General features: G+C 68.5%; 4 protein-coding genes. 2 read left to right on the forward strand and 2 right to left on the reverse strand.

Going from position 1 to position 3,500, the window contains the following annotated elements:
• Positions 1–34 precede the first annotated feature (34 nt).
• Together HC022_RS21490 and HC022_RS21495 are read left to right on the forward strand one after the other, a co-directional pair.
• Positions 35–808 (forward strand): 3-hydroxybutyrate dehydrogenase, encoded by a 774-nt coding sequence (locus tag HC022_RS21490; RefSeq protein WP_167453773.1) that lies wholly within the window; start codon positions 35–37, stop codon positions 806–808.
• Between the two features lie 103 nt (positions 809–911).
• Positions 912–1,946: a patatin-like phospholipase family protein gene (locus HC022_RS21495; RefSeq protein ID WP_167453774.1), complete on the forward strand. Its 1,035-nt coding sequence runs from the start codon at positions 912–914 to the stop codon at positions 1,944–1,946.
• Between the two features lie 13 nt (positions 1,947–1,959).
• Here HC022_RS21495 and HC022_RS21500 read toward each other — a convergent pair whose 3' ends face one another.
• Together HC022_RS21500 and HC022_RS21505 are read right to left on the reverse strand one after the other, a co-directional pair.
• Positions 1,960–3,000 (reverse strand): PHB depolymerase family esterase, encoded by a 1,041-nt coding sequence (locus HC022_RS21500; protein WP_167453775.1) that lies wholly within the window; start codon positions 2,998–3,000, stop codon positions 1,960–1,962.
• Between the two features lie 149 nt (positions 3,001–3,149).
• Positions 3,150–3,500, reverse strand: a 351-nt coding sequence (locus tag HC022_RS21505) for a DUF502 domain-containing protein (RefSeq protein WP_167453776.1), incomplete at its 5' end; no start/stop codon positions are given.

Consider the following 3,500-nt stretch of genomic DNA (forward strand, 5'->3'; position numbering starts at 1 on the left):
TATGCTGCCGGCAAATCAACGAGGAGATCCAATCATGTCACTGAAAGGCAAGACGGCCGTCATCACCGGTTCGAATTCCGGTATCGGGCTCGGGGTCGCGCGGGAACTGGCGCGGGCCGGAGCATCGGTCGTGCTCAATTCCTTCACGGACAGCGATGAGGACCACAAACTCGCCGAGGAGCTCGGGCGCGAGTTCGGGGTGGATGCGCGCTACATCAAGGCCGACATGTCTAAGGGGGACGAGTGCCGGGCGCTGATCGAGGCCGCGGGCAGCTGCGACATCCTCGTGAACAACGCCGGCATCCAGTTCGTGTCGCCGATCGACGAGTTCCCGCTCGACAAGTGGGATGCGATCATCGCGATCAACATGAACTCGGCCTTCCACTGCACCGCGGCGGCGCTGCCGAAGATGCGGACGGCAGGCTGGGGCCGGATCGTCAACGTGGCCTCGGCGCACGGCCTGACGGCGTCGCCCTACAAGTCCGCCTATGTCGCGGCCAAGCACGGCGTCGTCGGCATGACCAAGGTTGTGGCACTGGAGACCGCGAAGGAGCCGATCACCTGCAATGCCATCTGCCCGGGCTACGTGAAGACCCCGCTGGTCGAGGCGCAGATCCCCGACACCGCGAAGAAGTACAACATGTCCGAGGAGGAGGTGATCGAGAAGGTGCTGCTGGAGCGCCAGCCCTCGAAGGCCTTCGCCACGGTCGAGCAGATCGGCGGCACGGCGGTGTTCCTGTGCTCGGACGCCGCAGAGCAGATCACCGGCACCACGATCTCGGTCGACGGCGGCTGGACGGCGCTCTGAGCGACCGGGAACCGGGTCGGAGGGGCGCTGCCCCTCTTGCCCTTCGGGCAATTCACCCCGGGATATTTTCAGCCATTGGAAGCCCCGAGGGAGGCACGCACGGATGACGCGACGCATCAACCTGGCGCTGCAGGGCGGGGGCGCGCATGGCGCCTTCACCTGGGGCGTGCTCGACCGGCTGCTCGAGGAAGAGGACATCGAGATCGCCGCGATCTCGGGCACCTCGGCGGGGGCCCTGAACGGCGCGGCGCTGAAGGCCGGGCTTGCGAGCAACGGTCGCGAGGGTGCGCGCGAGACGCTGGACTGGCTCTGGCACGAGGTCTCCGGGCTGCGCGACATCGCGGTGCCGGACTGGATGAACGCCTTCCTGCCGGCGCCGGGACTGGTGAGCCAGGCGGTGCAGTACTCGGCGGCCTATGCGGCGGGCGAGGCGGTGGGGCGGATGTTCTCGCCCTACGCCTGGGGCCCGCTCCACCGAAACCCGCTGGAGCGCATCGTCGAGGGGCTGGATTTCGGCCGGATCTGCTGCGGCGAGGGCCCCGAGTTCTTTGTCTCGGCCACCTCGGTGCGCGATGGCAAGGTGCGGGTCTTCGAGGGCGAGCGGCTCTGTCCGGAGGCGATCCTCGCCTCGGCCTGCCTGCCGACGCTGTTCCAGGCGGTGGAACTGACCGACCCGGAGACCGGCGAGACCGAGGCCTTCTGGGATGGCGGCTACTCGGGCAACCCGGCGCTTTTCCCGCTGTTCCGACCGTCGCTTCCCGACGATCTGCTGATCGTCAACATCAACCCGCTGATCCGTGAGGCGGTGCCGATGACCCCGCCGGAGATCCAGAACCGCATCGACGAGATCAGCTTCAACGCAGCACTCCTGCGCGAGCTGCGCGCCATCGAGTTCGTCCAGCGGCTCATCGAGGCGGGCTCGATCCGGCCCGGCGCGATGAAGAAGCTGCGGGTGCACATGATCGCCGACGACGACCTGATGAACGAGCTCTCTGCCGCGACCAAGCTGGTGCCGCTGCCGACGGTGCTGGCGCAGCTCAAGGCCGCGGGGCGCGCCGCGGCGGACCTGTTCCTGACCGAGCACGGCGCAGACGTGGGTGTGCGCCAGACCGCGGACCTGCGGGCGATGTTCGCCTGACAGGGCCAGCGGCTCAGAGCAGGCCCCAGAACCGCGCCATGGCGCGCACCGCGCAGATCCCGGCATCGGTGATGAAATCGCGCGCCTCGCCGCAGGGGGCGGGATCTCCGTCCGCGTCGATGGGCATGGCGTGGTCGAAGCCCGGCAGCTCCCAGGTCTCGATCCGGGGCGTCCCGTCGGCGCCGAGGTAGAGCTTGCGGATGGCGCCGTCGATGGTCTCGGTGCTGGCGGGCGTGGCGTCAATGCCCTGCACCGCGGTCCATTGCTCGGTGAGCTCGGTCAGGTTGCCCGGGTCGACCGTGCCGTCCGCGGCGCCCTGCCAGATCGAGATCAGCGGCCAGTCGTGGTCGCCGTCACCCGCCGCCTCGCGGACGTAGCGGGCCCAGTCCTCGGGCGCGCGGTCAGTGGTGGGCGTGGTGACCTTGATGCCGCAGGCAAGCGCCGCGTCGCCGCCGTCAAGCGCGGGGATCACCCGCATCCAGCGCCACCAGTGCCAGAACCCGTCCCAGTCGGAGCGCGGGCGGTTGCAGCCGTAGGGTGGCCCCGCGACGATGCCGCCGCCGGCGAAGCGGTCGGGGTGGCCGGCGATCATCGCCGCCGTCATGCCGCCGCCCGCCGAGAGCCCCAGAACGTAGACCTGCGCCGGATCGGCGCCGTCGGTCGCAAGGACATGGTCGATCATCTGCATGATCGAGGCGCTTTCGCCGCGGCCGGGCAGGTTGTCCTCTTCGTCGTACCAGCGGAAGCAGCTGTGCATCTGGTTGTCCTCGCGCTGCTGCGGCAGCAGCAGCAGCGCCGGCAGCGCATCGGCAAGCGCGGTGAGGCCGGTCTCTGCTTCGAAGGCCTCGGCGCTCATGCTGCAACCGTGCAGCGCCACGAGGAGCGGCAGGCCCGGCGCGGCGCCATCGGGCGTGTAGAGCACCGCGTCGAGCGCACCGGGGTTGTCACCGAAATCGCCGAGCGGCGCCGAAGAGCCGGCGGGCAGGGGTCCCGGAAGTGCTGTGGCGAGCAAGAGGGGAAGGATGCAAACCCCGTGACGGATGCACTGAAGCATGGGTCTCTCCGTCTGAAATGGATGACTTGAGCGGGATAAATGCTCGCATGGGTTGCGCGCAAGACAAAGGTGCATCGTACCGGGACGCGCTGCCAGCAACCCGGTTTCCGGGGAAATGATCAGTTCGGAAGCGTTCGGCGCCCGCGCGGTCAGGACGCCTTGCGCACCGGCTCAACCTGCGGCTTTCCGCCGGTCTTCTCGGGCGGATAGACGAGCCCCGCCGAGATCACCAGCTTGGCCGCGTCCTCGATGGACATGTCGAGCTCGACGACGTCCTCCTCGGGGAAGTACAGCAGGAAGCCCGAGGTCGGGTTCGGCGTCGTCGGCACGAAGACCGACACGAGGTCGCCCATGGTTTCGGTCCGCGTGGCAATCTCGCCCCTGGCCTTGGTCGAGATGAAGCCGATCGCCCAGATCCCCTTGCGTGGATACTGCACGAGGCAGGCGCGCTCGAAGCTGCGCTCGGACTGGGCGAAGACGGTCTCGGCGATCTGCTTGAT

Source organism: Salipiger sp. HF18 (assembly GCF_011806505.1).
GTDB lineage: Bacteria > Pseudomonadota > Alphaproteobacteria > Rhodobacterales > Rhodobacteraceae > Salipiger > Salipiger thiooxidans.